At 40.7% G+C, this 14412-nt stretch carries 21 protein-coding genes; 13 read left to right on the plus strand and 8 right to left on the minus strand.

What is annotated here, in order from left to right; genetic code table 11:
- Window positions 1-231: 231 nt before the first annotated feature.
- Window positions 232-507 (plus strand): CC/Se motif family (seleno)protein, encoded by a 276-nt coding sequence (locus tag ACFPOH_RS12390; protein WP_390309913.1) that lies wholly within the window; start codon window positions 232-234, stop codon window positions 505-507.
- Window positions 508-553: 46 nt separating this feature from the next.
- Here ACFPOH_RS12390 and ACFPOH_RS12395 read toward each other — a convergent pair whose 3' ends face one another.
- A complete protein-coding gene (locus tag ACFPOH_RS12395; RefSeq protein ID WP_390309915.1) occupies window positions 554-736 on the minus strand; it encodes a hypothetical protein in 183 nt (60 codons plus the stop codon).
- A 135-nt stretch (window positions 737-871) separates the two neighbouring features.
- Here ACFPOH_RS12395 and ACFPOH_RS12400 point away from each other — a divergent pair, with 135 nt between their 5' ends.
- A complete protein-coding gene (locus ACFPOH_RS12400) occupies window positions 872-1465 on the plus strand; it encodes a YdhK family protein (protein WP_390309917.1) in 594 nt (197 codons plus the stop codon).
- A gap of 41 nt (window positions 1466-1506) precedes the next feature.
- Here ACFPOH_RS12400 and ACFPOH_RS12405 read toward each other — a convergent pair whose 3' ends face one another.
- From ACFPOH_RS12405 to ACFPOH_RS12420, 4 genes are all read right to left on the minus strand, one after another.
- On the minus strand, window positions 1507-1701 hold the full coding sequence (locus ACFPOH_RS12405) for a hypothetical protein (RefSeq protein ID WP_342470493.1): 195 nt from the start codon (window positions 1699-1701) through the stop codon (window positions 1507-1509).
- 43 nt (window positions 1702-1744) lie between these two features.
- Window positions 1745-2329, minus strand: a complete 585-nt coding sequence (locus tag ACFPOH_RS12410) for a hypothetical protein (RefSeq protein WP_390309919.1) — start codon at window positions 2327-2329, stop codon at window positions 1745-1747.
- Window positions 2330-2538: 209 nt separating this feature from the next.
- Window positions 2539-3705 carry an aminotransferase gene (locus ACFPOH_RS12415; protein ID WP_342580833.1) on the minus strand — a complete coding sequence of 389 codons (1167 nt, stop codon included), beginning with the start codon at window positions 3703-3705 and terminating at the stop codon, window positions 2539-2541.
- A gap of 1 nt (window position 3706) precedes the next feature.
- Entirely contained in the window at window positions 3707-4204 is a 498-nt protein-coding gene (locus tag ACFPOH_RS12420; protein WP_342470490.1) for an Lrp/AsnC family transcriptional regulator, read from the minus strand.
- Between the two features lie 139 nt (window positions 4205-4343).
- Between ACFPOH_RS12420 and ACFPOH_RS12425 the strand changes: the two genes are divergently transcribed.
- Window positions 4344-4721, plus strand: coding sequence for a membrane lipoprotein lipid attachment site-containing protein (locus tag ACFPOH_RS12425; RefSeq protein WP_342470489.1), 378 nt, complete (start codon window positions 4344-4346; stop codon window positions 4719-4721).
- A 154-nt stretch (window positions 4722-4875) separates the two neighbouring features.
- Window positions 4876-5226 carry a hypothetical protein gene (locus tag ACFPOH_RS12430; RefSeq protein ID WP_342580834.1) on the plus strand — a complete coding sequence of 117 codons (351 nt, stop codon included), beginning with the start codon at window positions 4876-4878 and terminating at the stop codon, window positions 5224-5226.
- An 11-nt stretch (window positions 5227-5237) separates the two neighbouring features.
- Here ACFPOH_RS12430 and ACFPOH_RS12435 read toward each other — a convergent pair whose 3' ends face one another.
- From ACFPOH_RS12435 to ACFPOH_RS12445, 3 genes are all read right to left on the minus strand, one after another.
- Window positions 5238-5843 (minus strand): LysE/ArgO family amino acid transporter, encoded by a 606-nt coding sequence (locus tag ACFPOH_RS12435; RefSeq protein WP_390309920.1) that lies wholly within the window; start codon window positions 5841-5843, stop codon window positions 5238-5240.
- 374 nt (window positions 5844-6217) lie between these two features.
- Window positions 6218-6361 (minus strand): hypothetical protein, encoded by a 144-nt coding sequence (locus ACFPOH_RS12440; RefSeq protein ID WP_342470486.1) that lies wholly within the window; start codon window positions 6359-6361, stop codon window positions 6218-6220.
- Window positions 6362-6776: 415 nt separating this feature from the next.
- Entirely contained in the window at window positions 6777-6929 is a 153-nt protein-coding gene (locus ACFPOH_RS12445) for a hypothetical protein (protein WP_342470485.1), read from the minus strand.
- 184 nt (window positions 6930-7113) lie between these two features.
- Between ACFPOH_RS12445 and ACFPOH_RS12450 the strand changes: the two genes are divergently transcribed.
- The 9 genes from ACFPOH_RS12450 (at window position 7114) to ACFPOH_RS12490 (ending at window position 14183) form a co-directional block, all read left to right on the plus strand.
- Window positions 7114-7518 (plus strand): hypothetical protein, encoded by a 405-nt coding sequence (locus ACFPOH_RS12450; RefSeq protein ID WP_342470484.1) that lies wholly within the window; start codon window positions 7114-7116, stop codon window positions 7516-7518.
- Window positions 7519-7640: 122 nt separating this feature from the next.
- The gene (locus ACFPOH_RS12455; RefSeq protein WP_390309922.1) at window positions 7641-8198 is read left to right on the plus strand and encodes an NADPH-dependent FMN reductase; all 558 of its coding nucleotides are present in this window, start codon (window positions 7641-7643) and stop codon (window positions 8196-8198) included.
- 232 nt (window positions 8199-8430) lie between these two features.
- On the plus strand, window positions 8431-9681 hold the full coding sequence (locus ACFPOH_RS12460; protein WP_390309924.1) for a threonine synthase: 1251 nt from the start codon (window positions 8431-8433) through the stop codon (window positions 9679-9681).
- A gap of 2 nt (window positions 9682-9683) precedes the next feature.
- On the plus strand, window positions 9684-10343 hold the full coding sequence (locus ACFPOH_RS12465) for an amino acid ABC transporter permease (protein WP_342470481.1): 660 nt from the start codon (window positions 9684-9686) through the stop codon (window positions 10341-10343).
- Window positions 10324-11001: an amino acid ABC transporter permease gene (locus ACFPOH_RS12470; RefSeq protein WP_342470480.1), complete on the plus strand. Its 678-nt coding sequence runs from the start codon at window positions 10324-10326 to the stop codon at window positions 10999-11001. Before ACFPOH_RS12465 ends, ACFPOH_RS12470 begins: the two co-directional genes overlap by 20 nt.
- A gap of 15 nt (window positions 11002-11016) precedes the next feature.
- Window positions 11017-11748, plus strand: coding sequence for an amino acid ABC transporter ATP-binding protein (locus ACFPOH_RS12475; RefSeq protein ID WP_342470479.1), 732 nt, complete (start codon window positions 11017-11019; stop codon window positions 11746-11748).
- An 11-nt stretch (window positions 11749-11759) separates the two neighbouring features.
- The gene (locus tag ACFPOH_RS12480; protein ID WP_390309927.1) at window positions 11760-12659 is read left to right on the plus strand and encodes a transporter substrate-binding domain-containing protein; all 900 of its coding nucleotides are present in this window, start codon (window positions 11760-11762) and stop codon (window positions 12657-12659) included.
- A 209-nt stretch (window positions 12660-12868) separates the two neighbouring features.
- The gene (gene epsC, locus ACFPOH_RS12485; protein WP_390309929.1) at window positions 12869-13762 is read left to right on the plus strand and encodes a serine O-acetyltransferase EpsC; all 894 of its coding nucleotides are present in this window, start codon (window positions 12869-12871) and stop codon (window positions 13760-13762) included.
- Window positions 13763-13826: 64 nt separating this feature from the next.
- The gene (locus ACFPOH_RS12490; RefSeq protein ID WP_342470476.1) at window positions 13827-14183 is read left to right on the plus strand and encodes a rhodanese-like domain-containing protein; all 357 of its coding nucleotides are present in this window, start codon (window positions 13827-13829) and stop codon (window positions 14181-14183) included.
- Window positions 14184-14412 lie beyond the last annotated feature (229 nt).

Consider the following 14412-nt stretch of genomic DNA (forward strand, 5'->3'; position numbering starts at 1 on the left):
AAGAGAACAGCTATTCACGGAAGTTATAAAAACTTGCGTCAATTATCTTAATTGAACCGCCGTATACGGAACCGTACGTACGGTGGTGTGAGAGGACGGGAGTTAATCGCTCCCTCCTACTCGATTTTTGCTTCTTTCCAACAAACTATGCGCAATTGATTCAAAGAGTATTCATTTTATCATCCGAATTGTATAAGATATAAGGAAACTTTTCAGAAACGGGGGATTAGCATGCTTATAGAAATGAATGAAGAGGTAAAAGAGCGGATCCGTTCAAAGGGCAATCAATTGACCGTGCAATTGTTGGAAGTGCGGAGCTGTTGCGCCCCGGATGTGCAAGAACTTGTTGTGCTTCTTTTCAAGCCGAAAAATATGCAACAATATCATGAAATCACCATCGGGGACATATCCGTTTATGTGCAAAAGCCCCTTCTCCTCAAAGAAAAAATGACCCTTCAAATGAAAGGGTTCGGCATATTTAAGAGAATTTCCGCGGCGGTAAAGTAAATAATAGGGAAACACTTGGCATCAAGGTTTCCCTATACATCCCTTTTTATTTCTTTTTGAAGATCGTTGTATTTTCAATCCGAATGGAGTCCACTTCTCCACAGTGTAAACAAAAAGTATAAATTTTGTTGCTGCCTCTCATCGACATTTTGCTTGGTCTGACAGCGATAAAGTCCGAGCCTTCCGCAAATTCTGTTCCTCCGCATTTGCTGCATTTTTTCGTTTCCATCCCCTTTTCACCCCCTTATTAAATGGTACGAATGGACATCCCGTTTGTTTCAGAACCATCATATTTCTTTAGCAAAATCATGTATAAAAGAACAAAATTGACGAACCCTAAAAAATAAAAAAATAGGGTGATTTTATGAAAAAGCAATGGGCATTCAAAATCTTTTTATTCGGCTTCATTCTATTGCTTGCAGCTTGCGGGGATACTGCGGAACAATTGGACAAGAATGACGAACAAGAGGGAAATGTTGCCGAGCAAGAGGCACCAACGAGAGAGGCTGACGAAATTGAAGACAGCACCGGCTCTGTGCCGCTGAATTTGAAAATTGCAGAGAATGCGGCATTCCCGGTTGGCACCAAAGTGAAGATTTTCGCCAATCATATGGAAGGGATGAAAGGAGCGGAAGGAGTGGTTGTAGCCGTATATGATACAACGGCATACGAGATCTCCTATAGACCGACAACCGGCGGGGAGAAAGTGGAAAATTATAAGTGGGTGATTCATGAAGAATTGGATGGGGCAAGTGGAGCGCCGATGGAACCAGGAAGAGAATTGGTTATTAATGCAGACCATATCGAAGGGATGGACGGGGCAACGGCAACCATTGAATCGGCCGATGAAGGTCCTGTGTATGTAGTGGATTTCACCACAACAACCGGGGAAGAGGTGAAAAATTACAAGTGGCTTGTGGAGTCGGAGCTTGCCGCTTCCGATGAGTCGTCCCAGTAATGAAAAGAGGCTTAGTTCAGCTGGAGCTAAGCCTTTTTTATTTAAAAAAATACGGAAACCACTATACTGGCGGCAAATAGTAAATATGCGATATTAAGCGAAATCAACATCGCCCGTTCTGAAGGGGATAATGCCCTCTCTTTTCTTGTTTTTTCCAAGTGGCGCAAGTAAAAACCGGAAGCGACAATAAGAATGAATACAAAAATTGTGCGTAAAATTTCCGCAAAAGTATCCAAACGATTCAACTCCTATACTCAATAATAATTAGCTTTCACGCTCTTACAATTTCATTTTAATGAGTAAAGCGTAATTGGTGTCTTGAATCATTTGCTGAACGTCTTTTTCATCTTGAAAATTGTAAGTGGCCATTTCACCATCTGTTGCCCGATATACCGCTAATAAGTAAGATTGATTGTTTTCCAACGATTCCTCTTCTAAAGCATATTGCCATCCGCTCACGGAATATCCGGTTTGCGGAATGCCGATTTTTCTAGGTTTCATCGTGATACTTTCGTTATAAAGAAACAGATAGGCGCCATCTTCAGTTTCAAAAGCTCCAATGCCTAAAGGACCTTGGCTTGTTTCGTCAGGTTCCAGTCCATAGGAGATGAGCGTGACCGGTTCGGAAAGTGGTTTTCCATTCTGGTATTCTTCTGCCCAAACCGTTACCCAAACCGGATGATCCTCAGTTACTATCTGAAAATCATAGTCGATTATTTTTCCAATTTTAAGCTTTTCAAAGGTGGTGCTATATTCAGATTCAGGATTGGCTTTAATTTTTGTCGAAACATCGGTGTTGTCGGAACATGCTGCAAGGACCAGAAATGAAAATGCAAATAATCCGCAGAACAACCTAAGTTTCAAACGTATCCCTCCAATATTTTCAAAATATGGTTATGAATGAGTGTAGCAGATTAAGTGGATAAAAAGAAGTTTCCAATGTCCTAACCTTGGGGAGATATTAAAGAAAGCGTTAAGTCTTTTGAAGAGAACCTCATTTCAAAAAAAGGAAGATTAGTAATAATAAAACAGACTGCCAAGCAAACTCGGCAGTCTGTTCATCTCCATCCATATTATAAAGAATCAATAAATTGTTTGATCCGTTTCATAGCCTCTCTTAATTCTTCCATCGATGTGGCATAGGAGCAGCGGATATGCCCTTCGCCGCTTTCACCAAAGACATCGCCAGGAACGACAGCCACGCTTTGTTCCTTCAATAATCGCTCAGCAAATTCCTGGGAGCTTAAGCCCGTTGATTCAATGGAAGGGAATGCATAGAAGGCACCGCCAGGCATGTGGCAAGTAAGCCCCATCTCATTAAAGGAATTCACAATGTAATTCCGGCGGAGACGATAGCTTTTCACCATTTTTTCCACTTCTTCCTCACCGTTTCTTAATGCCTCGATTCCTGCATATTGGGAAGCGGTGGATGCACACATTAACGCGTATTGGTGCACTTTCAGCATTTCTTTTGAAATTTCTTTCGGTGCGCATACAAAGCCAAGGCGCCATCCTGTCATGGCAAATGCTTTTGAGAACCCGTTCACCAAAATGGTTCTTTCGCGCATGCCAGGAAGGGAGGCCATGCTTGTAAATTGCTCGTCATATGTAAGTTCCGCATAAATTTCATCGGAAATTACTAGTAGATCATATTTTTTTACAATCTCAGCAAGCGCTTCCAATTCCTGTTTATTTAAAAGTGTGCCTGTTGGATTGTTAGGGAAGCAAATCATCAATGCTTTTGTTTTGTCGGTAATGGCCGCTTCAATTTGGCTTGGAAGAATTTTAAAATCGTTTTCTTTCAACGCCTGCACCGGTACCGGTACACCCCCGGCCAACGTCACCATCGGACTGTATGAAACGAAACAAGGTTCTACGACAATCACTTCATCCCCAGGATCTAAAATCGTTCTCATCGCTGTATCAATGGCTGAACTTGCGCCGACTGTTACGATGACTTCGGAAGGGGAGTACTCTACATGAAACCGATTTTTCACATAGTTTGTAATTTCTTCCCGCAATTCAAGGAGACCCGCATTTGGAGTATAGGAAGTATACCCATCTTCAATGGAGCGGATGGCCGCATCCCGGACATGCCAAGGTGTGACAAAATCAGGTTCACCCACACCAAGGGAGATGACGCCTTCCATACCTGCTGCCAAATCAAAGAAACGACGAATGCCTGAGGGTTTTAAATCTCTTACGGTTTTTGAAACATAGGATTTTTTTGTAGCCTTCATGTTATGACACCACAATTCTCTTATCTTTTTTCTCTTGTTCCAAGATGATTCCATCATGTTTATATTTTTTCAAGATGAAATGGGTTGTTGTTGAAACAACAGATTCCAATGTGGACAATTTTTGGGATACGAAGTTCGCCACTTCATTCAATGTTTTCCCTTCCACAATGACGGATAAATCATAAGTGCCTGACATTAAATATACTGATTGCACTTCATCATAGCGATAGATTTTTCCCGCGATTTCATCGAATCCGACTCCTTGTTTAGGGGTCACTTTCACATCAATCATCGCCCGGACGCCTTGATGATCATCGACTTTTGTCCAATCAATCATTGTTAAATATTTGACGATGACTTTATCATTTTCCAATTTTTTTAAAATGGATTCTGTTTCTTCCACACTCAAGCCCACCATTTTTGCGAGGTCGGCTGTTTCAATCCGTGCATCTTTTTCCAATACACTGAGTATTTCAAGTTCTTTTTCATTCAATTCCATGGAAAGACCTCCAGCTATAGTAGAGTTTAATTAGATTGTAGCACTATGAATTTAGAGTTCAAGATAAAACTGAGGAAGCGAAAAATTTTTTAAAGGATATTGGAAATATCTGTTGAATGTAATAAAAAAGGGGGTAGTCATGAAAAAAATTTATTTTTTCACACTTATTATGCTGATTTTAACCGCTTGCAATTCAACTACAATCAGCTTGGTCGAATTGGATGAATTGCCGGAAAATGTGGAAGAAAAAATGGATCAAAATGCCACATTGCAAAAAATCAATAGTGGAGAAAAGGTTTCTTATATCGTTTATAAATCCCGTTCGGATGTAGAAGGGACGTTCGAAAAAGAGGGAACAAAATTAATCGTGAAATTGAATGAAAGTGGAGAAGGGGATGAAGAAAAAGCCCATTTCTTTAGGCTGACAAAATCCAAGGATGCCGATGTAGAATACATGGAAGTCCAAATAAATGGAGAGCCGGTACCCTTCGATGTGATTGTGATCTCGGGAGAATGATCGTGAATCCCGTTCAGAGGGCTGCGGCTCTTTTTTCTTTACAAAAAATTTTTTTAATATTTATTGCATTGGGATCAGAAAAATTATAAATAAATGAAAGAAAAAGATTTATATTCCATTTAAATATCAAATAGTAATATAAGGAGGAAGACGAATGCAGATGATAGGGTCGGTCGTAGGAATTGTCTCTGCAGTGGCAAGCCTCGTGTTTTGGGGAATTTTTTCCTTCGATAATCCTTATCAGACACCGGATTCTGAAATCATCGGCAATTTATTTGTTGCGGCCGTCATTCCAGCCGCTTTTGTCATCATCGGACAATTTTTGAAACCTAAATGGTTTATGTTTGTCGCTTTTCTGTTGTCCCTTCCCATCGGCGTTTACTTCTTTATGACCCCGGGAATTTTCCGCGGTTTCAGCCTTGTTTCAGCAGGTTATTTTATCAGTTTCTTATTGTTTTTATTTGAAAAGAAAAGGGGAAGTAAAGTTCGTACGTTCACCCAATAATATAACCGTTTTCAACTCATTAAATCCAATAGCAAATAAACTGCGGTTCCCCAAATAAAAACGGCGGAACACTTATTGAAAAATGTTAAGATGCTGCCTGATTGATCCAACTTTTTGAAAATCGCACCTGCCACCGTCAAACCGAAGAACCAAATCCAGGACACCATGATACAGGCAAGGGTGAAGAAAAATTGTTCCATGCCGGCATATTTTATGGCGCTTGTTCCAATGACGCCGATTGTATCCAAAATGGCATGGGGATTCAGGATGGAAACGGATAAAGCAAAGAGGATCTGCTTTTTCGCCGGCAAAGAGATGTTCGATTCATTGGTTTTCGGCTGACTTTTCCAAATGGAGTATCCCATGTAAATCAAGAAAATGATGCCGACTGTCAAAAGCCCGGTCCGGAGCCAATCAAACTGCAATACGATGATGGACAAGCCGAAAACGGCAAGCAGAATCAAAAGTGTATCACATATAGCTGCGGTAATTGTTGCAGGCAGGGCCCTAATCAGATTCGGCTGCATGGCGCCTTGTGAAAAAACGAAGACGTTTTGGACACCTAAAGGCAAGATTAATCCGAATGCCAAAATAAATCCGTGTATAAATGGCAACACTTTCATTTCCCCCTCTTTCAAAATCTATCATACTGGGTATATCGGAAAGAAAACAGCCAATTGGACAGATTTTTTTCATCCAATTGAAAAGAGGGGATTGATTCGGGACGGATGCCAAACTGCATACGGGTTATAGCACCAACCACTATTCTCAAGAAATTGGCGCGCGATTTTGCGTTCAAAGATAAAGAAGCAATATATCGTTTAATTGGGAAGCTGGTGCATGGTGAAGATCTTATAGAGAGGTCCTTATTCATGGAAACTTTGATGCTATCCTAATTGTTGATGTCTTTTTAATGGAAAAATAGGGGCAAGTATATTTTGGATAATACAAAAGAGCGAATCGTAGTTCATTCGCTCTTTTTTACATCTTTTTAAGTATTGCGCGGCTTTCTTACTTCAGCAGGAGGATTGTTGTGGATTGCCTGATTGAACTCTTTGGAATATTCTTCTCTCTGAACTTTTTTATTCTTCTCCTTTTTCTCCTTCCTGAAGGTTGTCTTATTCTTCTTTGCCATCTGAATCACCTCCGAAATTTCTTGACTTTAATGTGCGACAATTTGAACAATCTATTCTTTAGTGCATATATAAATTTTCTGCATACGAATACTAAAGAGGTGACAAGGTGCTGATACTTTCGTAGCCATAGAGCGGGGAAGACAGATGGAAAGATTCCCGTTGCAATGAAGAGAAATAAAAATGAATCAATGCATAAAAAAAGAGCGCGTTTCTTTAAATAGAAACGCGCTGATTCCCTTCAGCCATTCGTTTATGCCGCCAATTTTCTATATGAAAAGGGGTGTCTCCTTTGTGAGAAATTCAGGGGCACTCCTTTATAAGACATCCTTCATAAGAACGTCCATTCGATAGAGTCGTTTCTTTCGTGCGAAACGGATCTCTTTGTTTATACCCCTTTGTTTCGTGAAAAAATGATTACATATCCGCTTCCATTTCAAATCTGGAGTAAACAAAATCATACGTAGCTTCCAGCATGCGATCCGAAATATTTACAAACTGGATTGGCTCCAGACCAAAGTAAGTCACTAGAAATTGAATGATATTTTTACGTTCCGTATTGCTTAGCATGGCTTCCCCTCCTTTGTGATGTATAACAATTATATTCAATTAAAAACTGATATACAACAGATAAAAGTCTAAATTTTCTTAAAAAAATGTGAACGGTTTATTTTTTTAATTATGAAGAATAATGAAAAAGAATGTATCGAAGGGCAATCCGCTTCATTCCTTGGAAAATGTGGGGTGAAAGGTGATGAGTTTTTTTCGGGGCGATGCTCACAAAATATATATGCAGCTCAGGAAAAATCGTGATTCGATTCACGACTCCAAATATTTGAAGGAGCTTTATGAAGTCCGGAAGTTTTATGAGTCGCTGGATCGTGACGTGCTGCAATTGATTTATTACCGCTTGATCAAGGAGAAGAATGGTTCAGGGATGATTCCCATTTTTGTATCATCCATCCCATTTTTATTTTTGATTTTCTCCCAGCATCTCCAAAAAATTTTGTTCCAAGAAGGAACAAGAAATTGGATGATTTTTATTGTTTGTTATATTACAGGCATTACAGCAGCTTTGTTTTTTCATTTCAGGGAAAACGCTTGGGCTTCCTCCCATATTGAGATGATCAAAGATATTTTGGAGGAAAGGAAAAAATAAGTGTTCTTTCACAAGCAATATGTAAAAAATGCATTAAAAACTGTCCAATGGGGGAATAAAAATAATAGCTTTTCCATAATAGGGAAACACTGTTTTATCAAAGAGACAAGGAGGAAATCAAAATGACAGAAACGACATTAAACATTGGCATCATCTTGGGAAGCACACGGGAAGGCCGCGTAAGTCCACAAGTGGGAAATTGGATCAAAGAAATTGCGGATAATCGGAAGAATGCAAAATTTGAAATCGTGGATATTGATGATTACGACTTGCCATTTTTAGGAAAAGCGGAGCCATCAGACCCCCGGATTGTGAAATGGAATGAAATATTGGCAAGTTTGGACGGGTTTATTTTCATTGTGGCGGAATACAACCATAGTATTACGGGAGCTTTGAAAAATGCCCTCGACTTGGCCCGGGAAGTTTGGAATAACAAAGCGGCCGGCATTGTCAGCTACGGTTCGGTAGGAGGGGCAAGGGCAGCGGAACATTTGCGGGGAATTTTGGGCGAACTGGCGGTGGCCGATGTGCGTACGCATCCTGCATTTTCGCTTTTTACGGATTTTGAAAATATGACAAAATTCAAACCTGCCGACCACCATAAAGAAGTGGTGGATGATATGCTGGATCAGTTGCTTAAATGGACTGCGGCTTTAAAGACGATAAGAAACAATTATTAATATGAAAAATCTGCTCTTCCATCCAATGAGGAGCAGATTTTTTATTGAAAAGAAGGAGTGGGTACCATTAAATACAATCCTTTTAAAATTTAGTTGACTAATAGGAATTATTTGAATAAAATAATCTTAAAAATGATGTAGTTGATTGGACAAACCAAAGACTACAAAATTCTCGGCTCTTCTAGTGGGAATTTTGTGGTCTTTTTCTTTTTCAACTAGAAGGGAGAACAGTATGACACAATTTAGCTACATTTCACATTTGGAATGCCCTAAATGTCATAAACATTATGATGCAGGTCAAATTCAGCAGTTATGTAAATGCGGATCACCGCTGCTCGTTCGTTATGACTTGGAAAAGGCAAAAAGTGAAATTTCGAAAGCGGCACTTTCAAACCGGCCTAAAAATTTATGGCGCTATCATGAAGTGCTCCCAGTGGTACAAAAAGAACATATTGTCTCGCTTGGTGAAGGTGGGACACCCCTTCAACCGTTGCCAAAACTCGGTGCTGAATATGGTTTGAACCATTTATACATAAAAGATGAAGGCATTATCCCGACAGGCTCCTTTAAAACACGTGGGGCAAGTGTAGGTGTATCGAAAGCGAAAGAACTTGGCGTTGTCCGACTTGCGATGCCAACGAATGGAAATGCTGGTGCAGCTTGGGCTTTGTATTGTGCAAAAGCGGATATTCAAGCCACTATCGTGATGCCTCTTGATGCACCGCTTATCACAAGGAAAGAAGTGTACATAGCAGGCGGAGACTTGCATCTGATCAATGGTTTGATCAGCGATGCGGGGAAAGTGGTGGCCCATTTGGTTCAACAAGAAGGCGTTTATGATGCTTCGACATTAAAAGAGCCTTATCGAATCGAAGGAAAGAAAACAATGGGGTATGAAATTGTCGAGCAGCTTGGATGGAAAGTGCCAGATGTCATTCTGTATCCAACAGGCGGTGGTGTCGGAATCATCGGCATCTATAAAGCTTTACTGGAAATGCTGGAGCTCGGTTGGATTGAAAAGGGGAAACTTCCGCGTTTAGTTGCTGTGCAGGCAGAAGGATGTGCACCAATCGTGGAAGCTTGGAAAAAAGGCGAAAAGGAATCCGTGTTTTTCGAAAATTCGACTACGAGTGCATTTGGAATCAATGTACCGAAAGCCCTCGGCGATTTCTTGGTGCTAGAAGCGGTTTACAATACGGGCGGTTGTGCCATCGCAGTTTCAGAAGAAGAATTATTGGAATCGCAAAAGCAAGTTGCTTCTTTTGAAGGAAACTTCATCTGTCCGGAAGGTGCCGCTACTTTTGCGGCAGCAAGAAAGCTGCGTGAGGAAGGGTGGATTAGAGAAGAGGAGCTTGTTGTATGCCTGAATACAGGAGCAGGCATTAAATATCTTGAAACTGTGGATATACATGGTGTTCAAATCTTGCAACCTGGAGACACGTTGAATGCCAAATCTTCATCTGGCAATGGTGGGAGAGAGTAACCATGGATTGGCAATACATTATTGAAGTATTACCCTTCTACAAGACGGCGTTATGGTTGACTGTAAAGCTTGCAGCGATCGGCATCCTTTTTGCCACGATTGTGGGTCTCATTTGCAGCAGTATCCAATATTTTAAAGTCAAAATATTGGACAAACTTGTGCAAGTATACTTAGAGATTGCAAGAAATACGCCATTGTTGATTCAACTTTTTTTCCTCTATTTCGGACTGCCGAAAGTGGGAATCACTTTAAGCAGCGAAATGTGTGCCATTATCGGATTGACGTTTTTGGGTGGCAGTTACATGGCTGAAGCATTTCGTGCAGGCATGGAAGCTGTCTCAAAATCGCAGGTGGAAAGCGGTAAAGCGTTGGGATTGAGCAGTTTTCAACTTGTGCGTTATGTCATTTTTCCCCAAGCTTTCTCTTACAGCGTGCCGGCTTATGGAGCAAACTGCATTTTCTTGATCAAAGAAACATCTGTATTCAGTGGGATTGCCATTTTGGAATTGACCAATACAACGAAAAACTTGATGGGAATTTACTACAAGACGAATGAAGCGTTATTCATGCTTGTTATTGGCTATTTGATCATTTTGTTGCCAATCTCATTGTTTTTAATGTGGCTGGAAAGGAGAGTCCGCTATGCTGAATTCGGGCGTTAGTGTTTTATTTGAAGGAATCAATTTTATGCGATTGCTCGAAGGACTCTTCCATACGCTGCGGATTGCTTTGATTGCCATTGTCATCTCGATAGTGATGGGCATTATGATCGGTATGATCCGCACATCGAAAAATAAGTTTGTGCAATTCCCGTTCAAGTTGTATTTGGAACTGTTTCGCATCATTCCGATTTTGGTTTGGCTGTTTGTGATTTATTACATTGTGCCGGTGAATTTCAATGTGGAATTAAGTGCTGATATGGTGGCGCTGATTGTGTTCAGCTTATGGGGAACGGCGGAATTGAGCGATATTGTGCGCGGCGCCATTATTTCTCTGCCAAAGCACCAAGTGGAATCAAGCATTGCCCTTGGGTTGAGCAAATTTCAAATGTATCGCTACGTGCTGCTGCCACAAGCGGCCAAACGCTCCATTCCCCCGATGATCAATTTGATTACGAGGATGATTAAAACGACAGCCCTGCTCACAATGATTGGGGTTGTGGAAGTGATAAAAGTCGGCCAGCAAATTATCCAGCTTTACAACACACAACATCCAACCGTGGCTTTCTGGATTTATGGGATTATCTTTTTCTTCTATTTTTGCATTTGTTTTCCGTTGTCCCGGATTTCCAGAAGACTGGAACGGAAATGGGCTGCTTAAGGAGGGGAACAGATTATGGCGCCGATATTGGAAATCAACGGTCTTGTAAAAAAATTCGGAGACCGGGTTGTACTTGATGGAATTGACTTGCATGTAGAACAAGGAAAAGTGATTGCCATATTAGGGCCATCCGGATGCGGAAAGAGCACCTTTTTGCGATGCATTAATGGCCTAGAGGAAGTGCAGGGCGGCGAGATTATTTTTGAAGGAGAAGACTTAACGAAAACATCGAAATGGCGGGAAGTTCGCCAAAAAATCGGTATGGTGTTCCAAAGTTATGACCTCTTCCCGAACATGACGGTAATGGAGAATATTCTGCTTTCTCCTATAAAAGTACAAAAACGGAAACGGGAAGAAGTGGAATTGCAGGCGCTGGAACTTTTGGAAAGAGTGGGCCTTGCGGATCGGGCCAATGCGTATCCGAGGGAATTATCAGGAGGCCAAAAGCAGCGGATTGCCATTGTTCGTGCCCTTTGTACGAATCCCAAAATGATGTTATTTGATGAAGTCACAGCTTCCCTCGATCCGGAAATGGTCCGGGAAGTGTTGGAAGTCATTGCCCAGTTGGCCAAACAGGGGATGACCATGTTAATTGTGACCCATGAAATGAACTTTGCCGAATTGGTGGCAGACGAAGTGGTTTTCATGGATAAAGGAAAGATTCATGAAAAGGCACCTGCAAAGGAATTCTTTGCTAACCCGCAAACACAAAGGGCACAACAGTTTATCAATATATTAAAATTTTAGGAGGAAAGAATATGAAGAAAATTTATGCATTTTTAATCATTGCATTATTAACACTGGTGTTGGCTGCATGCGGCGCTAACAGCAACAACGGATCGGAAGAAGAAGAGACCGCAAATGACAACGAACCATCCGAAAGCAAATCCGTTATCGATGAAATCAAAGAACGTGGAGTATTGAGAGTGGCCGTATTCAGCGATAAACCGCCATTTGGTTATGTGGATGCAAACGGCGAAAACCAAGGATATGATATTGCGTTAGCAAAACGGATTGCCAAAGATTTGCTTGGCGATGAGTCAAAAATCGAATATGTCATCACTGAACCGCAAGCTCGTGTAGATTTGTTGAAATCTGATAAAGTGGATATCGTGCTTGCCAACTTTACAGTAACAAAAGAAAGAGCGGAGCAAGTAGATTTTGTTCTTCCATATATGAAAGTGGCAATTGGTGTCGTTTCTCCAAAAAGTGCGCCAATTTCATCCGTTGACGATTTAAAAGGGAAAAAATTGATCGTGCCTAAAGGAACAACGGCTGAAACATTCTTTATGAAAAATCATCCGGATGTAGAGTTGGTAAAATTCGACCAAATCAATGAAGCCTTTGAAGCGTTAAAAGATGGACGTGGCGATGCGTTAGCGCAAGACAACGCATTACTGTTCAGTTGGGCAAATGAAAATCCGGACTTTACAGTGGCTTTGCCTACATTAGGGGATTTGGATTATATCGCTCCTGCAGTGAAAAAGGGGAATACGGAATTACTGGAATGGTTAAATGCTGAAATTGAAAAATTATATGAAGAAAAATTCTTTACAAACGCATATGAAGAAACGTTAAAATCCGCTTTCGGTGATACGATCAGCGCGGAAGAAGTAGTGGTTGAAAGCAAACCGGATAATTACTTGAACTTCAAATGAATATGAACAACGTAAACTTGCTGGAGGCTTTTTTCCAGCAAGTTTTTATGTTAGTATCTAAAATAGTTTTACGGGGTATGTAAATATTTACCTAATCATTGGTTGGAAAAATATTAGATAGTTGATAAACGTAGAGAAAGTTTTATATGATAGCAATAAATAAAAATTTTTAGAAAAACCGCGACAATAAGATTAGGGTGGTGGATTCATTGAAATTAGACAATTGGATAAATGAAGGGGTTCCGAACATCGCCAATTCATTGCTTGATGTTCATAAAAGTTATTATCCGATTGAACAGTCCATTGGATTTGAAGGACAAGAAAAGATTATCAAAATTTTGAAGAATTTCCGCAAAGTGCTATATCCCTGCTTTTGCGACATATATAAAGATGAACTCCGGTTGGAAACAAATATAGGAAACATTTTAAGATCAACAGCACTCGATTTAAAAGACATTATTTCGAAAGTGCTGGAAAACAGCGGTGAAAGTAAACCTGAAGAAAAAGCGGAAGAAATCGTCATTGACTTAGTCAATAAATTGCCGCAAATCCGTGAAATCCTACAAACAGATATACAGGCGGCATACAATGGCGATCCTGCAGCCTTATCATTGGAAGAAATTTTATTCAGCTATCCTTCCATCACAGCCATTACAATACATAGGATAGCTCATGAACTTTACGAGGCCGGGGTTCCGATTATCCCAAGAATCATGTCTGAGCATGCCCATAGCTTGACTGGCATCGATATTCACCCTGGAGCCAAAATCGGGGAGTATTTCTTCATTGACCATGGAACTGGAGTAGTCATTGGGGAAACAAGCACCATCGGGAAAAACGTAAAAATTTATCAAGGTGTGACAATTGGTGCGAAAAGCTTCCCATTGGATGAACATGGAAATCCGATTAAAGGAATCAAACGCCATCCTGATATTGGGGACAATGTCATCATTTATGCGGGGGCAACGATTCTTGGCGGAGATACGAAAATCGGCCACGACTCCATCATTGGAGGAAACATTTGGCTCACCCAATCCGTTCCGCCGTATTCAAGAATCTATAATTCCCAACCGCTGCCAAACATTAAGCAGAAAAAAGAATAGAAATACTCGTCCCTTAAGCATAAGAGTGCTTAGGGGATTTATTATTTAAATAGGAGGAATGGACATGCCATTGAAAACAATCACGCCTGAACAATTAATGCAAAAAATGCAACGAAAAGAGCAACTTGTGGTATTAGATGTCCGGGATCAGGAGAAATATAACAATTTCCATATTGAAGGGGATAATATTCAATCGATTAATATCCATAAAAAAGAGATTTTTGGACTGGAAGAAAACAAAGAAAAAGAACTTCCCGCGTTGCCGCGAGGGAGTGAAATCATCGTCACTTGCACAACCGGCAACTCAGCAACGAAATGTGCAACCATTCTAGCTGAGCAGGATTATGATGTCGCAGTTTTAGAAGGGGGACTCACGGCTTGGAAAGAGTATTTAAAAATGGGGAATCAGAAAGAGAAATAATCGCCAAGCGCAAAAACCAAGTAATATAGAACACGGATAATCGCCAAACACGAAAAATACTGATATAGCAATAAAAAAGAGCGAAATCGAAAATTTTCGCTCTTTTTCTTTGTGCGCCCGGCATGTACATGAACTATAGGGTGTAAGTCCCGAACCCCGAAGACAGAAGTAGAGGTTAGCCAAGAGCAAGGGTGTCCGTGGTGACGCGGAATCTGAAGGAAGCTGGAGG

This window comes from Ureibacillus suwonensis (assembly GCF_042655065.1).
GTDB lineage: Bacteria > Bacillota > Bacilli > Bacillales_A > Planococcaceae > Ureibacillus > Ureibacillus suwonensis.

Bases quoted from the DNA above. Each gene is read 5' to 3' on its own strand.
- ACFPOH_RS12400 (WP_390309917.1), top strand. From the start codon at position 872: ATGAAAAAGCAATGGGCATTCAAAATCTTTTTATTCGGCTTCATTCTA.
- ACFPOH_RS12415 (WP_342580833.1), bottom strand. From the start codon at position 3,705: ATGAAGGCTACAAAAAAATCCTATGTTTCAAAAACCGTAAGAGATTTA.
- ACFPOH_RS12475 (WP_342470479.1), top strand. From the start codon at position 11,017: ATGGCGCCGATATTGGAAATCAACGGTCTTGTAAAAAAATTCGGAGAC.
- ACFPOH_RS12445 (WP_342470485.1), bottom strand. From the start codon at position 6,929: ATGCTAAGCAATACGGAACGTAAAAATATCATTCAATTTCTAGTGACT.
- ACFPOH_RS12470 (WP_342470480.1), top strand. From the start codon at position 10,324: ATGCTGAATTCGGGCGTTAGTGTTTTATTTGAAGGAATCAATTTTATG.
- ACFPOH_RS12480 (WP_390309927.1), top strand. From the start codon at position 11,760: ATGAAGAAAATTTATGCATTTTTAATCATTGCATTATTAACACTGGTG.
- ACFPOH_RS12395 (WP_390309915.1), bottom strand. From the start codon at position 736: ATGGAAACGAAAAAATGCAGCAAATGCGGAGGAACAGAATTTGCGGAA.
- ACFPOH_RS12425 (WP_342470489.1), top strand. From the start codon at position 4,344: ATGAAAAAAATTTATTTTTTCACACTTATTATGCTGATTTTAACCGCT.
- ACFPOH_RS12440 (WP_342470486.1), bottom strand. From the start codon at position 6,361: ATGGCAAAGAAGAATAAGACAACCTTCAGGAAGGAGAAAAAGGAGAAG.
- ACFPOH_RS12430 (WP_342580834.1), top strand. From the start codon at position 4,876: ATGCAGATGATAGGGTCGGTCGTAGGAATTGTCTCTGCAGTGGCAAGC.
- ACFPOH_RS12490 (WP_342470476.1), top strand. From the start codon at position 13,827: ATGCCATTGAAAACAATCACGCCTGAACAATTAATGCAAAAAATGCAA.
- ACFPOH_RS12420 (WP_342470490.1), bottom strand. From the start codon at position 4,204: ATGGAATTGAATGAAAAAGAACTTGAAATACTCAGTGTATTGGAAAAA.
- ACFPOH_RS12390 (WP_390309913.1), top strand. From the start codon at position 232: ATGCTTATAGAAATGAATGAAGAGGTAAAAGAGCGGATCCGTTCAAAG.
- ACFPOH_RS12455 (WP_390309922.1), top strand. From the start codon at position 7,641: ATGACAGAAACGACATTAAACATTGGCATCATCTTGGGAAGCACACGG.
- ACFPOH_RS12465 (WP_342470481.1), top strand. From the start codon at position 9,684: ATGGATTGGCAATACATTATTGAAGTATTACCCTTCTACAAGACGGCG.
- ACFPOH_RS12450 (WP_342470484.1), top strand. From the start codon at position 7,114: ATGAGTTTTTTTCGGGGCGATGCTCACAAAATATATATGCAGCTCAGG.
- ACFPOH_RS12460 (WP_390309924.1), top strand. From the start codon at position 8,431: ATGACACAATTTAGCTACATTTCACATTTGGAATGCCCTAAATGTCAT.